17 protein-coding genes are annotated in these 20,741 nt (G+C 41.9%); 3 read left to right on the forward strand and 14 right to left on the reverse strand.

The genetic code is table 11. The features are described from left to right. The first annotated feature begins 15 nt into the window (after positions 1–15). Positions 16–2,031 carry a methyl-accepting chemotaxis protein gene (locus tag J3455_RS15725; RefSeq protein ID WP_130049687.1) on the forward strand — a complete coding sequence of 672 codons (2,016 nt, stop codon included), beginning with the start codon at positions 16–18 and terminating at the stop codon, positions 2,029–2,031. Positions 2,032–2,183: 152 nt separating this feature from the next. On the opposite strand, the gene J3455_RS15730 is transcribed toward J3455_RS15725, so the two are convergent. The 5 genes from J3455_RS15730 to rplU form a co-directional block, all read right to left on the reverse strand. Then, positions 2,184–2,561, reverse strand: coding sequence for a DUF3718 domain-containing protein (locus J3455_RS15730; RefSeq protein WP_178926594.1), 378 nt, complete (start codon positions 2,559–2,561; stop codon positions 2,184–2,186). 79 nt (positions 2,562–2,640) lie between these two features. Continuing rightward, entirely contained in the window at positions 2,641–3,120 is a 480-nt protein-coding gene (folA, locus tag J3455_RS15735) for a type 3 dihydrofolate reductase (RefSeq protein WP_502935102.1), read from the reverse strand. Positions 3,121–3,200: 80 nt separating this feature from the next. Then, a complete protein-coding gene (cgtA, locus tag J3455_RS15740; RefSeq protein WP_130049689.1) occupies positions 3,201–4,355 on the reverse strand; it encodes an Obg family GTPase CgtA in 1,155 nt (384 codons plus the stop codon). A 162-nt stretch (positions 4,356–4,517) separates the two neighbouring features. Then, positions 4,518–4,775: a 50S ribosomal protein L27 gene (gene rpmA / locus J3455_RS15745; RefSeq protein WP_054551015.1), complete on the reverse strand. Its 258-nt coding sequence runs from the start codon at positions 4,773–4,775 to the stop codon at positions 4,518–4,520. A gap of 16 nt (positions 4,776–4,791) precedes the next feature. Further along, complete coding sequence (gene rplU / locus J3455_RS15750) at positions 4,792–5,103, reverse strand: 50S ribosomal protein L21 (RefSeq protein WP_036965957.1); 312 nt, start codon at positions 5,101–5,103, stop codon at positions 4,792–4,794. A 410-nt stretch (positions 5,104–5,513) separates the two neighbouring features. Here rplU and ispB point away from each other — a divergent pair, with 410 nt between their 5' ends. Then, positions 5,514–6,485, forward strand: coding sequence for an octaprenyl diphosphate synthase (gene ispB, locus J3455_RS15755; protein WP_167658210.1), 972 nt, complete (start codon positions 5,514–5,516; stop codon positions 6,483–6,485). Positions 6,486–6,591: 106 nt separating this feature from the next. Here the strand turns inward: ispB and mdh are convergent, their stop codons facing one another. Further along, positions 6,592–7,527, reverse strand: a complete 936-nt coding sequence (mdh, locus tag J3455_RS15760) for a malate dehydrogenase (RefSeq protein ID WP_349562026.1) — start codon at positions 7,525–7,527, stop codon at positions 6,592–6,594. Between the two features lie 225 nt (positions 7,528–7,752). On the opposite strand from mdh, the gene argR reads away from it, so the two are divergent. After that, positions 7,753–8,220: a transcriptional regulator ArgR gene (argR, locus tag J3455_RS15765; protein WP_054551012.1), complete on the forward strand. Its 468-nt coding sequence runs from the start codon at positions 7,753–7,755 to the stop codon at positions 8,218–8,220. On the opposite strand, the gene J3455_RS15770 is transcribed toward argR, so the two are convergent. From J3455_RS15770 to aceE, 8 genes are all read right to left on the reverse strand, one after another. Further along, entirely contained in the window at positions 8,217–9,116 is a 900-nt protein-coding gene (locus tag J3455_RS15770; protein ID WP_130049692.1) for a Dyp-type peroxidase, read from the reverse strand. The genes argR and J3455_RS15770 overlap by 4 nt on opposite strands. Before the next feature lie 52 nt (positions 9,117–9,168). After that, positions 9,169–10,212 carry an ABC transporter ATP-binding protein gene (locus J3455_RS15775; protein WP_130049693.1) on the reverse strand — a complete coding sequence of 348 codons (1,044 nt, stop codon included), beginning with the start codon at positions 10,210–10,212 and terminating at the stop codon, positions 9,169–9,171. Further along, positions 10,209–11,843 (reverse strand): ABC transporter permease, encoded by a 1,635-nt coding sequence (locus J3455_RS15780; protein ID WP_167658211.1) that lies wholly within the window; start codon positions 11,841–11,843, stop codon positions 10,209–10,211. Before J3455_RS15780 ends, J3455_RS15775 begins: the two co-directional genes overlap by 4 nt. 69 nt (positions 11,844–11,912) lie before the next feature. Beyond that, entirely contained in the window at positions 11,913–12,917 is a 1,005-nt protein-coding gene (locus tag J3455_RS15785; protein ID WP_130049695.1) for a Fe(3+) ABC transporter substrate-binding protein, read from the reverse strand. A gap of 782 nt (positions 12,918–13,699) precedes the next feature. Further along, positions 13,700–14,341, reverse strand: coding sequence for a tRNA-uridine aminocarboxypropyltransferase (locus tag J3455_RS15790; protein WP_130052202.1), 642 nt, complete (start codon positions 14,339–14,341; stop codon positions 13,700–13,702). Between the two features lie 190 nt (positions 14,342–14,531). Next, on the reverse strand, positions 14,532–15,956 hold the full coding sequence (gene lpdA, locus J3455_RS15795) for a dihydrolipoyl dehydrogenase (protein WP_054562783.1): 1,425 nt from the start codon (positions 15,954–15,956) through the stop codon (positions 14,532–14,534). Positions 15,957–16,145: 189 nt separating this feature from the next. Further along, a complete protein-coding gene (gene aceF / locus J3455_RS15800; RefSeq protein WP_349562027.1) occupies positions 16,146–18,041 on the reverse strand; it encodes a pyruvate dehydrogenase complex dihydrolipoyllysine-residue acetyltransferase in 1,896 nt (631 codons plus the stop codon). Positions 18,042–18,050: 9 nt separating this feature from the next. Further along, positions 18,051–20,717, reverse strand: a complete 2,667-nt coding sequence (aceE, locus tag J3455_RS15805) for a pyruvate dehydrogenase (acetyl-transferring), homodimeric type (RefSeq protein WP_349562028.1) — start codon at positions 20,715–20,717, stop codon at positions 18,051–18,053. Between the last annotated feature and the right edge of the window lie 24 nt (positions 20,718–20,741).

Consider the following 20,741-nt stretch of genomic DNA (forward strand, 5'->3'; position numbering starts at 1 on the left):
TTTCTGGAATTACATATGAACTTGACCGTTAGACAGCGAATTTGGGGTGGCTTTATTGTTATTACGTTACTCCTGCTATTTATTGGTGGTAACTCGTTGATCAGAATTACCAACATTGATCAATCGACACAGCGAGTTAATCAGCTGTCATTACCGGCTCTCGACAAAAGTTATGAGTTGCAAGTTGAATTCATTTTGATGAGTAAGTCAGCGCAAGCGAGCTTTTACACTACATCACAAGATGAATTAGCTGCACTTAGAAAAAACTTTAACGAACAGAAAAAGCGTTACGATAACTCCTACCAAGATTTACAACAGGTAGTTAGTAACGATCCGAAACTGAAACAAAGCAGCCAAGAAGTTGAACAAACTTATAAACGCTTTGCTAAATCTGTCGATAACCTTTTTGCAGACAAACAAACTCAACTTGAGCTCAACAAAACACTGCGCACCCAGCTTGAAAACATCGAGATAAGTGCTGAAGATGCTAACTCTGTTGTACTTGATATTATTGATATTGATGGTCTTGAAGAAAACCACTCGCGTGCTTATCAAGCTGCCAATAACATGGAAAATAACTTCCAATCAGTAGTAACTAATAGCACAGACATGCTAACGGTTAAAACGCTTAATACCTTAGATATCATCAAAAACGAACAAACTTATTACCTAGAAGAAGTTGAACGAAGCCTTGGCCTTATCCGTCCAGCTATCATTGATAATAATGCGGATTTATATAATGACCTAAATGGTTATTTTGAAAGTCTTGCTGACAACGTTCGCGGCAACAACAGTTTATCAGCAAATAAAAAACGTCTCATTGATGCAATTGCACAAACTCAATCTGAGCTGGCTAATGCAGAAAAATCAACCACTGAAGCTCTAAAGCAACTTAAAGAGCTTGTTGACCAAGCAACGGTCCTTGCTTTTGACTTACAGCAAGATGTAAGTGGGAACGTATCTACGGCAACCATTTGGACTTGGATTGCCATGGTTATCGCCACTTTAATTGCCATTGCTGTTGCAGCTATTACTGTTAGCCGTATTACTAAACCGCTTTCTGAAGTAAACCGTATTCTTGATATTGTCGCTAGCGGCGATATGACTCAACGTCTAGACGATTCAGCTAAAGACGAATTTGGAGAACTATCGCGTAGTTGTAATACGCTAATCGAAAGTTTACGTACGCTTATTCAAGGCATTATCTCTCGCTCTACACAGCTTGCTGCAGCCTCTGAAGAGACTTCAGCAATCACTGAAGAATCTAGCCAGGCCATTCGTAATCAACAAGCGCAAGTTGAACAAGCTGCGACAGCAACCACTGAAATGAGCAGCACATCACAAGCGGTAAGCAGCAGTGCTCAACAGGCACTTAGTGAAATCAAGAACGCAGATAAAGAAGCTGACCGTGTTAAAGGTATTTCTTCGCAAAACAAAGCGACTATTGAACAACTTGCTCGTGAAGTTGATGATGCATCACAAGTTATCAATAAGCTACACAAAGATAGCGCATCAATTGGTGGCATCTTAGATGTTATTCGTGGCATTGCAGAGCAAACTAACCTACTTGCACTGAATGCTGCAATTGAAGCTGCACGTGCTGGCGAACAAGGTCGAGGCTTCGCTGTTGTAGCTGACGAAGTACGCTCTCTAGCGAGTAAGACTCAAGAATCGACGCAAGAGATCCAAGCTATGATTGAATCGCTTCAGGTTGGTGCAGAGGCTGCTGTATCGGCAATGTCGAAAGGTAAGCAACAGGCTGAGTCGTGTGTTGAGCAATCAGACCTTGCCAACACAGCTCTTGACTCAATCACCGCAGCCGTTGCACAAGCTCATAATGTAAGTGAAGAGATCTCGACAGCCGCTCACGAACAGCAACAAGTATCGCAAGAAATTAGCGAACGCTTAGAGTCGATTGTTGCAATCGCAGAGCAAACAGCTGAAGGCGCAAACCAAACCAATATTTCGAGTTCAGAAGTTGCTAAGTTAGCAGAAGAACTTCGTTTATCGGTAGATGCGTTTAAAGTTTAAGAAGCTGCAAACGAGCTACGATCTAACAAAGATAGAAGCCGTGTTTGTGAAAGCAAACACGGCTTTTTTATATGTATTCACTTTATAAGGTGTTATTCAGGCACAAAAAAACCGCAACGAGTGCGGTTTCTTAAATTCTATTGGCGTTTAAATTAAAGGCCAGCGCGGTCTTTAATAACAGCGATCAGTGGTGAACCACCGTGACCGTTTGATTCAGCCCATGCGATGTCTGCACCGTCTTCTAAAGAGCTTTTAGATAAGTTCTTAACGATGTATTCACCAGCATCCGCAGCGCCGCTTTCAATTGCATGACGAAGCATATTTTTGCCATTACATTTTACAGCATCAAAGATGTTACGAATTTTCACACGTGAGCTTTTCAGCTTACTACGTAAACGGTTTTTATCATCAGCTGCGATGTACTCACAGATAGAAACCGCTAATTGATCATCAGCTTTTGCTGGTGCTGTATACGCAACTGACGCTGAAACAACAGCCGCTGCAAGTAACATATTTGGTAACTTCATCATATTTTGCCCTTATGTAATACTTTCTTCTTACCAAGATTGTGTAATATTGTACCAACTAATTATTTTTACCGCAATAATGTTACGAATTTTTATACAGCGTTACAAAGGTATACGAGTAAGAGTTTTTGTTATCAGGCTGATGCTGTTCTTGCTCTACAACTGTCCAATTAGCAACACTTTCGTAATCTGGAAACTGCGTATCACCGGCCACTTCAAGGTCGATGAATGTTAAGTATAGACGATCTGCTTGAGATAGAAATTGTTCGTATATATTTCCACCTCCAATAATCATAACTTCTTCAACATCAGCAACCAATTCCAGCGCAGCCTCAGGTGAAGTAACCACCTCAATACCCTCTGCGGTATAATCAGCATTTCGCGTGATAATAATATTTTGACGGCCTGGCAAAGGGCGGCCTATTGATTGAAACGTTTTACGGCCCATGATCACAGGCTTTGCCATGGTTACTTTTTTAAAGTGTTGCAGATCGGCAGGTAAATGCCATGGCATTTGGTTGTCTTGACCAATTACTCGGTTATTTGCCATAGCAGCAATCATTGAAATTTTCACACTAAACCTTAATACTTTTTTCTTATTAATAAAAAAAGGAGCGCATGGCTCCTTTTCAGTTTTAAATTTTATCGTTGGTAGATAACTTCTACATCGTAGTCATCATCATCCCAGTCGTCATCCCAATCATCATCGTCTTGAGAGGTCGCTTTCTGATGATAAGTATCCCACTTAAATTCAACTTCTTCTTTCTCTTCTTCAGCGAATTTCTCTTTCGGCATACTATCAAGTAGCGCCATAATGTCATGACAAAGTGCTTGAGTATTTTGTTTATTCGCAGCAGAGATACGGTAAACATTAGCCTCTTCACCTAGCTCTTCGGCAATTTCATTACACAGGGCTTCAGCTTCACCTTCTGGTAATAGGTCAATTTTGTTAAACACTAACCAGCGCGGCTTTTCAGCAAGTTTAGGGCTGTATTGGTGCAGCTCATTAATAATCGCAAAGGCATTATCAACCGGATTTGTGCCATCAACAGGCATAACATCAATGATATGCAGTAATACACGACAACGCTCTAAGTGCTTTAAGAAGCGAATACCCAGGCCAGCACCATCTGAAGCGCCTTCGATTAGACCAGGGATATCAGCAATTACAAATGACTTATTAGCGTCTGGGCGTACTACACCAAGATTAGGAATAAGCGTCGTAAACGGGTAATCAGCCACTTTTGGTTTAGCTGCAGAAACACTGCGGATAAACGTTGATTTGCCGGCATTTGGTAAACCAAGTAAGCCAACATCCGCAAGTAGCATTAGCTCTAGGCGTAAGCTGCGAACTTCACCAGGTGTACCTAATGTTTTTTGACGAGGCGCACGGTTTGTACTTGATTTAAAACGTGCATTCCCCAAGCCATGGAAACCACCTTTTGCAACAACAACCTTTTGACCATGCTTGGTCAAATCACCTAATGACTCTTCAGTATCAACATCAATGATACGTGTACCCACAGGTACTTTAAGCGTTAAATCAGCGCCTTTTTTACCAGTCATGTTACGGCTTTGACCATTTGTGCCGCGCTCTGCTTTATGAAAACGCTCAAATTGGTAATCAATTAACGTATTTAAGTTTTCATCGGCTTGTAGATAAACGCTGCCGCCATCGCCGCCGTCGCCGCCATCAGGACCGCCATCTGGTACATATTTTTCACGTCGGAAAGATACGACACCGCTGCCGCCATCACCCGCGTCACAACGAATTTCTACTTCATCTACAAACTTCATGATTACTCACTTTAAGATTGGCTTGTTAATAACTCTATTATATACCTAAGTGCCCTATTCAGCACCCAATGCCAAGGTGCTTAGGTATATATTTATACGCACTATTATGTGCCTTAAAACAAAAAACCCCGCAAAGGCGGGGTTTTTCAAATATCGAGTTGATTACTCAGCTACGATATTTACGTATTTACGGTTTAAAGGACCTTTCTGTTCGAATTGAACTTTACCATCTGCTTTTGCGAAGATAGTGTGGTCTTTACCGATACCTACGTTTGCGCCAGCGTGGAAACGAGTACCACGTTGACGAACAATGATGCTACCCGCTAGAACTGATTCGCCACCAAAACGCTTAACACCTAGGCGTTTGCTTTCTGAATCGCGACCGTTACGAGTACTACCAGCTGCTTTTTTATGTGCCATTTCTCAGTACCTCTAATTAAGCGCTAATGCCAGTGATTTTAACTTCAGTGAACCATTGACGATGGCCCATTTGCTTACGAGAATGCTTACGACGTCTAAATTTAACAATCTTAACTTTCTCACCGCGACCGTGTGAAACAACCTCAGCTGTTACTTTACCACCGTTTACGAACGGTACACCGATCTCGATTTTCTCACCATCAGCAACTAAAAGTACTGAATCAAATTCAACTGCTGCACCAGTTTCAACGTCTAATTTCTCAAGACGAATTGTTTGACCTTCAGTCACACGGTGCTGTTTACCACCACTTTGGAAAACCGCGTACATAATTAACTCCGTCTGTGCGCCCTCAAATCGACGCAACTAAAATATTCTTCAATAGGGCGCGAAGTTTACGCTAATGTGCAAAAACTAGCAAGCCTCTTTTTCGATAAAATGAATAAAAAATAGCTGCATTGAGAGCAATTCAATATTTTTCTCTATTCTATCTTAAAAACACCACATGCCAAGCGGTTTTTACGATCTCATGACAATTAAATTACGCTAATAATACGCACCTTGAAAATTCAAAAAGCTGATCACTTATTAATCAAGGTTATAAATTTATCTCGGCAAAATTGATCTCAAATAAAAAACTTTACAGTGTTTTTTTAATGAATCATCACAAAATATCGAGCAAGTGCTTTTTTTGTTGTACAATCAGCCCCGTATACCCATAAATATTGGCTCGGAGATCAATGGATATAAAAGCTATCCAGACGTTAATCGAAAATGAAATGGATGACGTCAATCAACTTATACATGCCCAAATGCGTTCAGATGTCGCTTTGGTTAACCAACTCGGTTTATACATAGTAAACAGCGGCGGTAAACGCGTTCGTCCTATGTTGGCCATTTTAGCGGCAAAAGCACTCGGTTATGAGGGTAAAGACCACATTACGCTTGCCACTATCATCGAATTTATTCATACCGCTACTTTATTGCATGACGACGTTGTCGACGAGTCACATTTGCGCCGCGGCACACCTACAGCAAATGCTGAGTTCGGTAATGCAGCAAGCGTATTGGTGGGTGATTTTATCTATACACGTTCGTTTCAGCTAATGGTTGGCCTTGGAAAAATGCCAATTATGCAAATTTTGGCTGATGCAACGAATGTCATCGCTGAAGGTGAAGTATTACAGCTAATGAACTGTAACGACCCTGACACCACAGAACAAAGCTACATGCAGGTTATTTACAGCAAAACAGCCAAATTGTTCGAAGCTGCAACAGGCCTTGCCGCAATTATTACTGAGCAAGATGAACAAACCCTTGAAGCATTAAACTTATACGGAATGCATCTTGGGACTGCATTCCAACTAGTAGATGATGTCCTTGATTACAACGCCGATGCCGAGCAACTTGGTAAAAACATTGGCGATGATTTAGCTGAAGGTAAACCTACCCTACCGCTTATCTACGCAATGCAAAAAGGCACTCCCGAGCAAGTTAAGCTGGTACGAGAAGCTATTGAGCTTGGTAATGGTATGGATCACTTAGAGAGCATTCTAGCAGCACTAGCTGACACTAAAGCGCTTGAGTTTGCGATGCAAAAAGCAGAACAAGAAGCTAACAAAGCGATTGCTTGTATTGCTTTCTTACCAGACACACCTTACAAACAAGCATTAGAGAGTTTGGCCCGCATCGCCGTTGCCCGCGATCATTAAACTCTATTTATTCGAGCCATTAAAAAAGCCTGCATTTGCAGGCTTTTTTGTTTTCAGCGCTTTTACTAAGTTAACGAATAAGCAAAGCGCCTATCATCCGGCGGAATTAACCGTTGATGAAATCAACACCTTCTTGGATGTCTTTATTAAGTGTAGCTAGCATGTCGTTTTTAGCTTGCTCTTCGAATGCACTTAACTCACCGTAAGAAAGGATTTCTTCAACGCCGTTTTTACCTAGACGTACTGGGTGTGCGAAGTATGCTGCGTCACCGTTTTCAACTGCAACGTATGCATAATCAACAACTTCTTCACCTTGTAGGCCTTTCACTAAAGACATACAGAAGCGCGCTGCTGCTGCACCCATTGAAAGAGTTGCTGAACCGCCACCGGCTTTAGCGTTAACAACTTCAGTACCTGCGTTTTGGATACGTGGTGTTAATGCTGCAACTTCTTCATCAGTGAAAGTAACACCTTCAACTTGAGAAAGAAGAGGAAGGATTGTAGTACCTGAGTGACCACCGATCACTGGAACTTTAACTTCAGTTGCGCTTAAACCTTTAAGTTCAGCTACAAAAGCTTCTGAACGGATCACGTCAAGCGTTGTGATACCGAATACACGGTTAGCATCGTAAGTACCCGCTTTTTTGAATACTTCAGCAACGATTGGCACAGTGCCGTTTACTGGGTTAGTGATAATACCTACTAACGCTTTAGGACAGTTTTTAACGATGCCTTCAGCTAATGTTTTGATGATACCTGCGTTTACGTTGAAAAGGTCCGCACGGTCCATGCCAGGCTTACGTGGCATACCCGCTGGGATAAGAACGATATCACAACCAGCTAATGCTGCGTCTAAGTTGTTAGCACCAAAGCCTTCAACTTTAACGTCTGTTGGGATGTGAGAAAGATCAACCGCTACACCAGGAACAACAGGGGCAACATCATATAACGATAATTCAGAACCTGCAGGTAAACTTGTTTTTAATAATAAAGACAATGCTTGGCCGATACCGCCAGCTGCGCCTAAAACAGCAACTTTCATTGGAATTCTCCGTAATTTGAGGTAGGAAATATTTGTGGCCCTAAAGATAATGAAATTAGCGACTAAAAACAAATTTATCCTGCTTATTTCGCGTATAATTTCGACCATAGTTGTAAACTTAGCTGTAAAGACACAGCATTTTGGACGACTTTGTAAACTAATACTGCATAAATATGCAGAGTTGTGTAGAATTACTCCACATTTTATGAATAAAGAAACGGCAACATGCAACCACAAGACAAACAAGAAGCACTAATCAAAGCGTTTAAAGCGCTATTAAAAGAAGAAAACTTCGGCTCACAAGGTGAGATTGTCGAAGCATTGAAAGAGCAAGGCTTTGATAATATTAGCCAAAGTAAAGTCTCTCGCATGTTAAGCAAGTTCGGTGCTGTACGTACCCGTAATGCAAAGCAAGAAATGGTTTATTGTTTACCGGCTGAAATGGGTGTACCAACAGCGAAAAGCCCGCTGCGTCAGCTTGTTATCGATATTATGCATAACGAAATGATGATCATTATTCGTACTAGCCCAGGCGCAGCTCAATTAATTGCTCGATTACTTGATTCTCTAGGTAAGGCGGATGGTGTACTAGGCACTATTGCAGGCGACGACACTATTTTTATCGCCCCTGCGAAGATTTCAGAAATCGATGTCACGCTTGATCGCGTGCGCACTTTATTCGATACAGTTTAAAGCTGCTTTAAAAAGTTTACTGACGGGGCGAAAAACGCAGATCCCATATCGGCTTGAGTAAAATCGAGCCAATGATCATAGCAATCGCCCTGCCCCAACCGGCTCTTTAATACCTGCTCAAACGCATCCCCTTGCGCCGCACACGAAACCATCAAAATCCCCTGTTTATGCACATCACCAAATGGCATGCTTTGATTAAGTAATAGTGGCTGACCGTGCTCATCTTTTAGTTCACTGCGAACCGCATGACTAGTTTCTACAGCAGGCACAATCAAGGTATTATCAAGACGCGTACGCCCCATGATTTGTTCTTGCTCGAACAACGACAAATGCTGCCAGACACTCAAGTCATGCACAAAACGCTGCACATGAATATAGCTGCCTTGGTCTTCAAAGTGCCCCGGTTTGTTGATAAGAGCCGTGCTACGCTTTTGACGACCATGAGGGGTATCACCAGCATAAATAAAGCCATTAAAATCACGCCCATCTAAAAACCGAAAATTACGTACCTGCTCCACCAGCTCTACATCCGGTGTTAATAACTTTAGAATTTGCAGAGCAAATAGATGGTTTACATCTTCGCGGTCTGAGCGAATTTGTACAAACAAGTCAAAAGGCTGTGCACTGATCACATGCTCACTATGAGTCACATTAGGAAAGCTTTGTAATTGACTTGGAATAAATTCGGGCAGGATATGCGGCCAATACTGAGCACCAAGGGCAACCACGCACGACAGCATGGCTTCAGAGAACTGATCTGCAAACTCATCTTGAATAACGCTGACGCGTTTTAGTTTTTTACGTAATGACTCATCATGGCCATCGTAAACATTAAAAAACAGGTGCAAACCATGTAAGTTTGCTTCAGCACAAATCCCAGATTGCGCTTGCGCCATAGTGAATCCTTAGCTTCTCGTTATTTGCACCTAGCCAAGGATTCAAGATTGATTAATCATGAAAAAAATTGACTGTGTGCGGCATTATTTTTATTTTTACAGGCTGCTCAACAGCTAACACGCGATCTTGCTCTGCGGCAACTTCACACTCTTGCCCTGCAATATTGATACGATACACATAACGCGTACCGATAAAGCGTCTTTGCAAGATTGTTAAACTGTTTGCGTCACTGTGAGCAGCTTCGCACAACTGAATATAGTGCGGTCTTATGTACACTTGACCTTGCTGACAATCTACATTGTTCGCCGTCAATGAGTGAACCACGCCAAACGCCGTTTCGTATTCAGTTGGCGTTAATACTTTCGCCGTTAAGTATATGCCCGTACCAAGAAACTCTGCAACCACCTTTGAGTTAGGTTGGCTAAATAACTGCTCCGCGGAGCCCTGTTGGGCGATTTTTCCACCATGCATAACCGCAAGCGTGTCGGCAAACGCGAAAGCTTCTTCCTTCGAGTGGGTAACAAATACCGCAGATACCTGCTGATCTTTAATAATGCGACGTATATCTGCAATAAGCTCAAAGCGTACTTGTGTGTCAATATTCGAAAATGGCTCATCAAGTAATAATAAGCTTGGCTTATAAGCAAGAGCACGAGCAATCGCGACTCGTTGCTGCTGACCACCTGAAAGTTGATGAGGGTAACGTCCAGCACAACCATCTAATTTAACAAGGCTGAGCATTTCGTCCACGCGCTCACGCTTTTGTGCTTTGCTCATATTACTGAGGCCAAACGCAATGTTGTCACTAACCGTTAGATGAGGGAATAACGCATAGTCTTGAAACATCATGCCGATATTACGTTTTTCAGGTGCAACAAATAGTCCGCTATCATTGACCACATTTGAATCTATGCTCATATAGCCTTGCTCGGGCTGTAAAATCCCCGCGATTGCCTTTAAGGTGGTGGTTTTGCCACAGCCACTTGCGCCAAGCAAACAAACAATTTCATCTTGCTCAACATTAAGATTGAGTTCACTCAATACCTTAGTGCCATTATACTGATAAGCTAGGTCTTGAATTATCAAATGACTCATGAGTGATTTTGCTCCATCGAACGATTAACGAAATACAAAGGTATTAACCCAACTAACACGATAAACAAAGCTGAAATAGACGCAAGCTCTAACTGCTCATCACTAACATACTGAAAAACATGGGTCGCAAGCGTTTCAAAATTAAAAGGCCTAAGTAATAAAGCTGCTGGCAACTCTTTCATGCACTCAATAAATACTAACAAACCAGCAGTAAGAATCCCTCGTTTTAACAACGGTAAATGTACCCGCCATAAGGTTTGTAATGGTCCTTTGCCCATTGATTGACTAGCCATATCTAGCGATGGACTAATACGCAGAAAGCTACTTTCAAGCGCACCATGCGCAATCGCATAAAAACGCACAACATAAGCAAAGATCATGGCAAATAAAGTGCCACTCAACAGTAACCCAGGCGATAAACCAAAAGGCTCAAGCCAGTTATTTAATGCATCATCTAGCTGAGTTAATGGGAGTAATACGGCAATGGCCAACACTGTACCTGGCAAGGCATAACCTGTACTAGCTAAACGTCCAGGAAGTAAAGAGTAAGCTTGTTTAGCAATTCGCTGATAAAACAATACCAACAAGCTCAATAGGATGGTTGCAATACTCACCACAACAGCGACTTTAAAACTCTGCCAAGCGTAATTAAAAAATGCCCCATTCCATGCTTCATCGGAATACGCAATGGCGTACTTAATTAACACCCCTACAGGCAGTATAAAAGCAAGTAACAGAACTAACATGCAAGCTAAGCTTGCAGCCCATGCAGCCCAGCCTTTTAAGCGATATAATGTTGCGCTGTTGATACTTGACTGACGTTCATATACAGCTTGATTACGTCGGCTAAAGCGCTCCACCATGATGGTTAAAAATAAAATGAGTAGCATAATGCCAGAGATTTTCGCTGCAGCCGTCAATGAGTAATAGCCAAGCCAAGTATCGTAAACAGCAGTCGTTAATGTACTCACCGCAAAATAATTAACGGTGGCAAAGTCAGCCATTGCTTCCATGCTGATTAATGTTATTCCTGCCACAATAGCCCCTCGACCAAGGGGCAAACTAACTCTTAAGAAACTTTTAAATGGCGATAACCCCATCAACTGACTAGCTTGTACTAATTTAAAAGACTGCTCTCTAAGCGCTGTTTTAAAAATAAGGAATAAGTATGGATAGAGTACCAGAGCAATCATAATAATGGCCCCGGTTAACGTACGAATATCAAAAAACCAATAATCATCTGGTGATTGCCAACCAAACCACTCTCTTAGCGCTATTTGAATTGGCCCAGCATAATCAAGTAAGTCAGTATACACATAAGCTATGAGGTACGTTGGCATTGCTAATGGCAGCATTAAAGCCCACTCAAACTGCTTACGTCCCGGAAAATCACAATAGGCAGTTAACCAAGCTAACGGTAAAGCAATAACGCAGCTTAATAGTCCCACTCCGACAATGAGTAATAGCGTATTACGGGTATAATCCCAAAGCACCGTGTCAAATAGGTGCTGAAATACGTCTGAATCCCCTTGCAGAGATTCAAATAACAAAAAGCCTAATGGCGTAACAAGCAACAGGCCAATAAGCCAGGCTATAAGCTGCCAACGCGACAGCGAAAACTTCACATGCATAAGTGGATTAATACCAGATAAAATAAAAGCTGTTAAAAAACAGCTTTTATAAAACGAGGTGTGTTCTCGTTATAAATCAAATTTTACTTCGTCAATTAGCTTCAGTGCCACAGGGCGATATTTGCTGATCTCATCAAGAGGAAGACTGTCTTCTTTAAATTCCCCCCATGATGCAACCATCTCAGATAATGCAACCCCTTGCTTTACTGGGTATTCCATATTAACTGAAGCATACATATTTTGCGCCTTATTGTCGGTCATATACTCAATCAGTTTCAAGGCATTTTCAGGGTTTTTAGCGTAACGGGTCATAACAACGCCCGATACGTTAATATGAGAACCACGGTTAGTTTGATTAGGGAAGTTAATATAAACAGCTTCTGCCCAAGACTTTTGCTGCTCATCTTGCAGCATTTTACCGAAATAGTAGCTGTTGCCTAACGCCAAATCACATAAGCCTTCTTTTACAGCTTTTACTTGCGCTCTGTCATTACCTTGCGGCTTACGCGCTAAATTAGCTTTAACACCTTCTAACCATTGCTTAGTTTTTACTTCGCCATGGTGAGCAACCATCGAAGCAACTAAACCTAAATTGTATGGGTGTTTGCCTGAGCGCGTGCAAATTTTGCCTTTGTACTTTGGATCGGCTAAATCTTCATATGTTAACTCAGAAAGAGCACCAATACGCTCTTTTGCAGAGTATACATTACGTACACGTTTAGTAAGCGCTATCCACTGACCATCTGCATCGCGAAAGGTGCTTGGCACATTCGCATTTACCACATCACTATTAATTGATTGTGTTAAACCTAAATCTTCTAATTGAATAAGTGCACTAAAATTTGAGGTTAATACTAAATCAGCTTTACTGTGCTTGCCTTCACGCTTTACACGCTCAATCAGACCTTTTTTCGCAAATACCACATTAGTTTTAATGCCAGTTTGCTTAGTGAAATCATCCAAAATAGGCTGAATTAAGAATGGCTGGCGAAACGAGTAAATATTTACTACGTCTGCAGCAAATGCCGGCACGCTCAATAATGCGCTAACTAATACTAAGGCTGTTTTCTTCATTTTATAGCACCTAAATAATAACAATTATCAAAATATTTTACCTAGAGTTAGCGCAAAGTGCACCCGTTTAAACTCATATTTCAATCAACCTAGCTGCCATTTAGGAATTTACATGTAAGAGATGTCTCACCTATATGGCAGCAATTGAGTAAAAAGCACCAGAAAACACTGCCCAAAAACACATAACCAATTGAAATTTAATAATATATATTAAATGACAATAAAATAACCAATAGATTAAGTAGGATTTTGACCTACTCAGCTTTGACCATTTCTCTATAATTACTTACATCAACTAAGCAAGAAGCTTAATGAGTAGATGGATAAGGAAGCATTACTCATAAAACCGCGGAATAAGGTTCATTTGGAGAATAAGGAATTAAGGACAGGCTCAGGAAGAGTAACGCAAAGGAGTGACAACCTACGGACAGCATCAGGATGATGTGGAATGGAATAACAGCAGGATGTTGTTATACAGGAAGTTAAAAAAGTGGAACAAAGGACAGGCCGTTAGGGCATCGCAACGGATTTGCAAATAAAGGGATAGTGTCTGGATGACACGTAAGGGAAGGGTAAAGTAATTACCAGCAAGGATGTAATGGACTTACAAGGAAACAAGGCGGGATTGCCTTATATTACACAGAACCAATAAGTAAAGTGTAATCGCATGGAGTGGCAAAGTTTAGGGAGTTGATTAGATTCAATTGCAGGATGCAAAAAATTAAGAAGATTCCGCAAGCGCGACTAGAGATAGTTCGCGCTTTTCTTTTATCCAAAAGGAACTACTCTGGACGCCCTTTATTTCTCTTACCAAGCAAGTATGCATCTCTGAACTTAAAAAAATGTTCCTCTAGCTTTTTCGTAGCATCCATTTCACCAGCTAGCTCAAGCACCATAATAGCAACCTCAGCGGTGCCTAATTGATGCTCATGTGGGGCAACACGCAATCGATAATCTGAGAGCTTTTCAGGCGTAATAGAAAGCACAGGTAAGTTATCTAGATAAGGGCTTTTACGGATCATTTTCTTTGCTTCGCGCCATGTACCGTCTAAAAAGATAAACAATGGACGTTTACCGTCCTCAGGCACTACTTCAGTGATCACACGGGTTTCATCTTCAACATCACTAGCAGGAAAAATAACCATGGGCTGATACTGTGGATCTGCCAATAAGCTTAACAAAGCATCATCTGGGTTCGTTCTATCCCATTTAAAAGCGTGGTTATCTGGAACGATCTCAGCAATTAAACGCCCAGTATTTGATGGCTTAAAACTCTCATTGTGATACATAAGTAAGCAGACCGCCGATTCACACTCAGCCTGCTCTACCCCTTCGCAGATACAATAATGCTCAGCTAATAAACAGCGCTCACAACGCGTTAATTTAGCTCCTCGCGCTTTAAATTCACGACGAGACTCAGCCATTTGTAAAGCACGAAGTACTAACACGGAGTTATTTGAGATAGTAGCCACTGTATTTACCAGAAAATTGAACGGCGCGTATTGTAGCTAAAAATAAGGGGAATAGATATTAATCTGAGTGGTTTGTTATAGCTCTAAACTAAAACAAAAAACCCAGCAGAAGCTGGGTTTTTAAGCTATTCGTCAAAAGAACTTACTTCTTTTTAACTGCTTTTTTATTTGGAAGGTCAGTGATTGAACCTTCGAAGATTTCAGCAGCTAGACCGATTGATTCGTTTAACGTTGGGTGAGCGTGAATAGTTAACGCTAGGTCTTCACCGTCTGCGCCCATTTCAACTGCTAGGCCGATTTCGCCTAACATTTCACCTGCGTTGATACCAACCATAGCACCACCGATAACACGACCTGAGTCTTTATCGAAGATTAGCTTAGTTTGACCTTCAGTACGTGCAGAAGCAATCGCACGACCAGAAGCTGCCCAAGGGAATACTGCAGTTTCGATGCTTAAACCTTGCTCTTTAGCTTCTTTCTCAGTTACACCAACCCATGCAATTTCAGGATCTGTGTATGCGATTGAAGGAATGCACTTAGGATCGAAGAAATGTTTCTGGCCAGAGATAACTTCTGCAGCAACGTGAGCTTCATGAACCGCTTTGTGCGCAAGCATTGGTTGACCAACGATATCACCGATAGCGAAGATGTGATCAACGTTTGTTTTAAGCTGTTTATCAACATTGATGAAACCACGCTCATCAACGTTAACGCCCGCTTTGTCTGCGTCAAGTAATTTACCGTTAGGTGTACGACCCACAGCAACAAGTACTTTATCGTAACGTACTGCGTCAGCCGGTGCGTTTTTACCTTCGAATGAAACGTATAGACCGTCTTCTTTCGCTTCAACACCAACAACTTTAGTAGAAAGCATTACGTTGAACTTGTTCTTAACGTATTTTTGGTAAATCTTAATAACGTCTTTATCAGCTGCTGGTACTAATTGATCAGCAAACTCAACTACGTCGATTTCAGAACCTAGCGCACGGTATACAGTACCCATCTCAAGACCGATGATACCACCACCTAAAACAAGTAGTTTCTCAGGAACGTCTTTAAGCTCTAAAGCACCCGTTGAATCAATTACACGGTCATCTTCAGGGATGAAAGGTAAGTTAACAGGTTGAGAGCCTGCAGCAATAATAGCATTATCAAAAGTGATCGTTGTTGTACCGTCTTCACCTTCAACAGCAAGGGTGTTGCTACCAGTGAATTTACCGTAGCCGCTAACTACTTTCACTTTACGCATTTTAGCCATGCCGTCTAGGCCGCCAGTTAATTGACCGATTACAGACTCTTTCCAATCACGGATTTTGTCTAGGTCGATTTCAGGCTTACCAAAAGTAACGCCGTGAGATGACATTTCAGCTGCGTCATCAATCACTTTAGCTACGTGTAAAAGTGCTTTTGAAGGAATACAACCCACATTTAGACATACACCGCCTAACGTGTTGCGAGATTCTACTAATGTAACTTCTAAGCCCAAGTCAGCAGCACGGAAAGCCGCAGAATAACCACCAGGACCACCGCCTAGTACAACAACTTGAGTTTTTAATTCGTTGCTCATGCTATTACCTTAAATGTTTGAACGGGACACTGCCCTTAAGTTTAACTGCCATGTTTCTGCAAGGCAGAAAGGGAGAGCAGATATCTATACCAAGATTGTTCTATGGCAAAGATTGTATCATTGCCAATGGTAAAAATCCCAGCAAAAAACAACTTGCTGGGATTTGATTCTTTATAAATTATGAAACGATTACATCACCAATTGACGGATATCGCTCATATAGCTTGCTAGTGTCACAGTAAAGCGTGCCGCTAGTGCACCGTCAATAACCCTATGGTCGTATGACATTGATAATGGAACCATTAATTTAGGCTCAAACTCTTTGCCATTCCACTTAGGCTTCATTTCTGATTTAGATACACCTAAGATAGCAACTTCTGGCGCATTCACAATTGGTGTGAACGCTGTACCACCGATACCACCGAGGCTTGAGATTGTGAAACAACCGCCTTGCATATCAGATGAAGTTAATTTGCCTTCACGTGCTTTCTTAGAAATATCCATCAATTCGCGAGAAAGCTCAATGATGCCTTTCTTATCAACATCTTTGAAAACAGGAACAACTAAGCCATTTGGCGTATCAACTGCAACACCAATGTTGATGTACTTCTTCAAGATTAAGCTTTCGCCGTCTTCAGATAGAGAAGAGTTAAACGTTGGGAATTCAGCAAGTGCTTTCGCAGCAGCTTTCATTACGAACACAAGCGGCGTGATTTTAACACCTAGCTTTTTCTTCTCTGCAAGGGCATTTTGCTCTTTACGGAATGCTTCTAGGCTTGTGATATCCGCTTCATCAAACTGTGTAACATGTGGGATTTGTACCCAGTTACGGTGTAAGTTAGCACCAGATAGCTTCTGAATACGAGAAAGTTTCTTCTCTTCGATCTCACCAAACTTAGCAAAGTCTACTTTCGGCCAAGGAATAAGACCTAACTCACCGCCACCGGCATTACCTTTACCTGCAGAAAGCTGACCTGACTCAACTTTCTTCACAAGGTCTTTCACGTAGTTTTGTACGTCTTCTTTCACAACACGATTCTTACGACCCGTGCCTTTTACGTTTGCTAAGTTAATACCAAACTCACGCGCTAAACGACGTACAACTGGCGATGCATGTGCATAGGCTTTGTTATCTGCAAAACCTTCGTTGCTTGCAGGTGCTGATGCAGGCTTTTCAGCCGCAGGCGCTTTTGCTGCAGGTGCAGGAGCTGCTTCAGCTTTTGCAGGAGCTGGTGCCGCTGCAGCTGGTGCACTACCCGCTACTTCAAATACAAAGATAAGTGAGCCAGTTGATACTTTATTCCCAGCTGCTACTTTGATTTCTTTAACAGTACCGGCAAATGGTGCTGGTACTTCCATTGATGCTTTATCGCCTTCAACGTTTAAGATTGATTGATCTTCTTCAACCTTATCGCCAACAGCAACCATCACTTCGGTTACTTCTACTTCATCACCACCAATATCAGGCACATTTACTTCTTTAGTGCTTGATTCAGCTGGAGCCGCTTCAGCTGGAGCTGATTCTGCAGCTGGTGCTTCTGAGCCACTTGATGCAGTTTCAAACACAAAGATTAAAGAGCCCGTTTTTACTTTATCGCCAGTCGCGATTTTGATCTCTTTTACAGTCCCTGCGATTGGCGCTGGTACTTCCATTGACGCTTTATCGCCTTCAACACTTAATAAAGATTGCTCTTCTTCAACCGTGTCACCTACCGCAACCATGATTTCAGTTACTTCAACTTCATCATCGCCGATATCAGGTACAGTGACTTCTTGTGTAGCTGAACCTGAAGATTGCTGAGCAGGTTCTGCTTTAGCTGCTTCTTTTGTTTCAGAAGGTGCAGAAGCTTGCTCTTCACCTTCGAAGATCATGATAAGTGAACCTGTGGTTACTGTATCACCTTCAGCTACTTTAATTTCTTTAACCGTACCTGCTTGTGCAGCAGGTACTTCCATTGATGCTTTGTCGCCTTCAACCGTTAGTAACGATTGGTCAACCTCAACCTTATCGCCAACGCTAACAAGGATTTCGGTTACTTCAACTTCATCGCCACCGATATCTGGTACATTAATTTCAATACTCATTGGAACCTCTTATGCGTATAGCGGGTTAACTTTGTTTGTGTCGATGTCAAATTTCTTGATTGCTTCAACAACCACTGACTTCTCAACTTCACCACGTTTAGCAAGCTCAGATAGTGTTGCAACCACAACATAACCAGCATTCACTTCGAAGTGACGACGCAAGTTTTCACGGCTATCAGAACGACCGTAACCATCAGTACCCAGCACTTTATAGTTGCTGCTTGGTACAAATGAACGAACTTGTTCTGCGTAGTTCTTCATGTAGTCTGTTGCAGCTACAGTCACTGCATCTGTTAATGCATTTGTGATGTAAGCAGTCTTTTGCTCAGCTTCAGGGTTAAGCATGTTGAAACGTTCAACATCTTGACCGTCACGTGTTAACTCGTTGAATGACGTTACAGAGAATACATCAGAACCAATGCCATACTCTTCGCTTAGGATTTGTGCCGCTTTACGCACTTCCATCATGATAGTACCTGAACCTAGTAACTGTACTTTCGCTTTCTCGCCAGCCACAGTTTCAAGTTTGTAGATACCTTTACGAATACCTTCTTCAGCGCCTTCAGGCATTGCTGGTTGATGGTAGTTTTCGTTCATTAGCGTTAGGTAATAGAACACGTTTTCTTGGTCTTCACCGTACATGCGACGGATACCGTCTTGCATGATTACCGCTACTTCGTATGCGAATGTCGGGTCATAAGAAATACAGTTAGGAACCGTGTTAGCAAGAATGTGACTGTGACCATCTTCGTGCTGTAAACCTTCACCGTTTAGCGTTGTACGACCTGCAGTAGCACCTAGTAAGAAACCACGAGCTTGTTGGTCACCAGCCATCCACGCCATATCACCTACACGTTGGAAACCAAACATTGAGTAGTAGATGTAGAATGGGATCATTGGTAAATCGTTAGTGCTGTATGATGTTGCAGCAGCAACCCATGATGACATTGCACCTAACTCGTTGATACCTTCTTGTAGTACTTGACCTGATGTAGCTTCTTTATAGTAAGAAACGATATCACGGTCTTGAGGTGTGTAGTTTTGGCCATGCGGGTTATAAATACCAATTTGACGGAATAAACCTTCCATACCAAAGGTACGTGCTTCATCGGCGATAATAGGAACGATGTTTTTACCAATGCCTTTATCTTTTAGTAACACGTTAAGTGCACGTACAAAGCCCATAGTTGTAGAGATGTCACGTTTTTGCTCTTCAAGTAGCGGCTTGAACGCGTCAACTTCTGGCAATGTTAGGCTTTCAGAAAACTTTGGAATACGCTTAGGCGTGTAACCTTGTAGCGCTTCACGGCGTGCATGAAGGTACTTATACTCTTCAGAGCCTTCTTCAAGAGTTAAGTATGGTAAGTCTTTAATTTCTTCGTCTGAAACTAAGTCTTGTAGACCTAAACGTGAACGTAAGTGTTCAACATGGGTCATATCCATTTTCTTAACTTGGTGTGCGATGTTTTTACCTTCAGCAGCGTCACCCATGCCGTAACCTTTTACAGTTTTCGCTAGGATTACTGTTGGACGATCTTTGGTTTCTTCCGCTTTTTTGAATGCAGCGTAAAGTTTTGATGGCTCATGGCCGCCACGCTTAAGCGCGAAGATCTCTTCATCAGTCATATCAGCAACAAGCGCTGCTGTTTCAGGGTAACGACCAAAGAAGTGCTCACGTACGTACGCACCATCTTTTGCTTTATATGTTTGGTAATCACCGTCAATGGTTTCGTTCATTAACTGAAGCAATTTACCTGTTGTATCTTTAGCTAGTAAGATATCCCAACCGCTGCCCCATACAACTTTAATTACGTTCCAGCCAGCACCTTTGAATAGGCCTTCAAGCTCTTGAATGATCTTACCGTTACCCATTACTGGGCCATCTAAACGCTGTAAGTTACAGTTGATTAGGTAACATAGATTATCTAATTTCTCACGAGCTGCGAATGAGATTGCACCGCGTGATTCTGGCTCATCCATCTCACCATCGCCTAAGAAAGCGTATACACGTTGGTTTTTAGTATCTTTTAAGCCACGACCATCTAAATATTTTAAGAAACGAGCTTGGTAGATTGATGCAATTGGACCAAGACCCATCGATACTGTAGGGAACTGCCAAAACTCAGGCATTAATTTAGGGTGTGGGTATGAAGGAAGACCGTTACCATCAACTTCTTGACGGAAGTTATCAAGCTGCTCAGCTGTTAAACGACCTTCAACGAATGCACGAGCATAAATACCAGGAGAGATGTGGCCTTGGTAATAAACTAAGTCACCGCCATCTACATCGTTTGGTGCTTTAAAGAAGTGGTTAAAACATACTTCATAGAATGCAGCTGAAGACTGGTAAGAAGCCATATGGCCGCCTAAGTCTAGATCTTTTTTCGACGCACGTAATACGATCATGATCGCATTCCAACGGATAATTGAACGAATACGACGTTCAATGTTTACGTCACCTGGGTAAGCAGGTTCTTGATCTACCGGAATGGTATTAACGTAGTTAGTGGTTGTGCCAGTAGGCATATCAACACCGTCTAAACGGGCTTGCTCTAACACTTGCTCAAGTAAGAATTGAGCACGTTCAACACCTTCTTCACGCACAACAGACTCAAGGGCTTGTAACCACTCTTGTGTTTCTAGCGCGTCTACGTCAATTTTATTGACTTCAGACATATGGAGGTTTCCTTATGTTTAAAA

The sequence above is a fragment of the Pseudoalteromonas sp. NFXS39 genome, from assembly GCF_040148775.1.
Taxonomy (GTDB): Bacteria; Pseudomonadota; Gammaproteobacteria; order Enterobacterales; family Alteromonadaceae; genus Pseudoalteromonas; species Pseudoalteromonas apostichopi.

Coding starts and splice junctions, on each gene's coding strand:
- J3455_RS15725 (WP_130049687.1), top strand. CDS start 16: ATGAACTTGACCGTTAGACAGCGAATTTGGGGTGGCTTTATTGTTATT.
- J3455_RS15730 (WP_178926594.1), bottom strand. CDS start 2,561: ATGATGAAGTTACCAAATATGTTACTTGCAGCGGCTGTTGTTTCAGCG.
- folA (WP_502935102.1), bottom strand. CDS start 3,120: ATGATTGCTGCTATGGCAAATAACCGAGTAATTGGTCAAGACAACCAA.
- cgtA (WP_130049689.1), bottom strand. CDS start 4,355: ATGAAGTTTGTAGATGAAGTAGAAATTCGTTGTGACGCGGGTGATGGC.
- rpmA (WP_054551015.1), bottom strand. CDS start 4,775: ATGGCACATAAAAAAGCAGCTGGTAGTACTCGTAACGGTCGCGATTCA.
- rplU (WP_036965957.1), bottom strand. CDS start 5,103: ATGTACGCGGTTTTCCAAAGTGGTGGTAAACAGCACCGTGTGACTGAA.
- ispB (WP_167658210.1), top strand. CDS start 5,514: ATGGATATAAAAGCTATCCAGACGTTAATCGAAAATGAAATGGATGAC.
- mdh (WP_349562026.1), bottom strand. CDS start 7,527: ATGAAAGTTGCTGTTTTAGGCGCAGCTGGCGGTATCGGCCAAGCATTG.
- argR (WP_054551012.1), top strand. CDS start 7,753: ATGCAACCACAAGACAAACAAGAAGCACTAATCAAAGCGTTTAAAGCG.
- J3455_RS15770 (WP_130049692.1), bottom strand. CDS start 9,116: ATGGCGCAAGCGCAATCTGGGATTTGTGCTGAAGCAAACTTACATGGT.
- J3455_RS15775 (WP_130049693.1), bottom strand. CDS start 10,212: ATGAGTCATTTGATAATTCAAGACCTAGCTTATCAGTATAATGGCACT.
- J3455_RS15780 (WP_167658211.1), bottom strand. CDS start 11,843: ATGCATGTGAAGTTTTCGCTGTCGCGTTGGCAGCTTATAGCCTGGCTT.
- J3455_RS15785 (WP_130049695.1), bottom strand. CDS start 12,917: ATGAAGAAAACAGCCTTAGTATTAGTTAGCGCATTATTGAGCGTGCCG.
- J3455_RS15790 (WP_130052202.1), bottom strand. CDS start 14,341: ATGGCTGAGTCTCGTCGTGAATTTAAAGCGCGAGGAGCTAAATTAACG.
- lpdA (WP_054562783.1), bottom strand. CDS start 15,956: ATGAGCAACGAATTAAAAACTCAAGTTGTTGTACTAGGCGGTGGTCCT.
- aceF (WP_349562027.1), bottom strand. CDS start 18,041: ATGAGTATTGAAATTAATGTACCAGATATCGGTGGCGATGAAGTTGAA.
- aceE (WP_349562028.1), bottom strand. CDS start 20,717: ATGTCTGAAGTCAATAAAATTGACGTAGACGCGCTAGAAACACAAGAG.